This is a genomic window from Streptomyces sp. S6 (genome assembly GCF_054880855.1).
Window position 1 is genome coordinate 1 of record NZ_JBTYMC010000739.1, and the last position, 566, is coordinate 566.

The 566-nt window shown below is 78.6% G+C and carries 1 pseudogene; it reads right to left on the minus strand.

The features are described from left to right. Window positions 1-566: pseudogene (locus tag ACVNF4_RS36790) on the minus strand (PucR family transcriptional regulator); the annotation flags it as partial.

Sequence of the window (566 nt, forward strand, 5' to 3'; positions counted from 1 at the left end):
ACGCCCACGACGACGACCGGGGGAGGGGAGCCGGGGCGGAGGGTGCCCGCGCGGTCCACACCGGCGCGGAGCGCTGTCGCCGCGCGGTCCGCCAGCGTCGTCCGGTCCTGTGCCGTGCGCAGCGCGAGGACGACCAGGACGCGGGCCTCCGCCGGGCGGACGCCGAGCAGGACCGGGACGCCCAGGGCGGCCAGCTCCTCGGCGATCGCCCTCGCGGGGAGCGTGCCCGGGTCGCCGAGGCGCATCACGATCGGCAGCAGGGGGTTCGTGCCGGGCTTGAACCCGAGCACCCTGGCCTGTGCCGGGGCGTCCTCGGGCGTGATCCGCCCCTCCGCGAGGTCGGTCAGGAAGTCCCCCCGCCCCCGCGCCGCCAGCTCCTCCTCCTGGCGTGCCTGCATCAGGACGACCGCGAGGATGCCGGCGGCGCGCTCGGCGGCGATGCGGTGCACGGGGGTGAGGGGGGCGCGGACGGGGAGCAGGACGAGGCGTGCGCGGACGGAGGTGGGGGGAGGGGCGGACAGGGGGGTGACGAAGCCGGTGCCGGGCATGTCCGGGCCGGCCCCCGT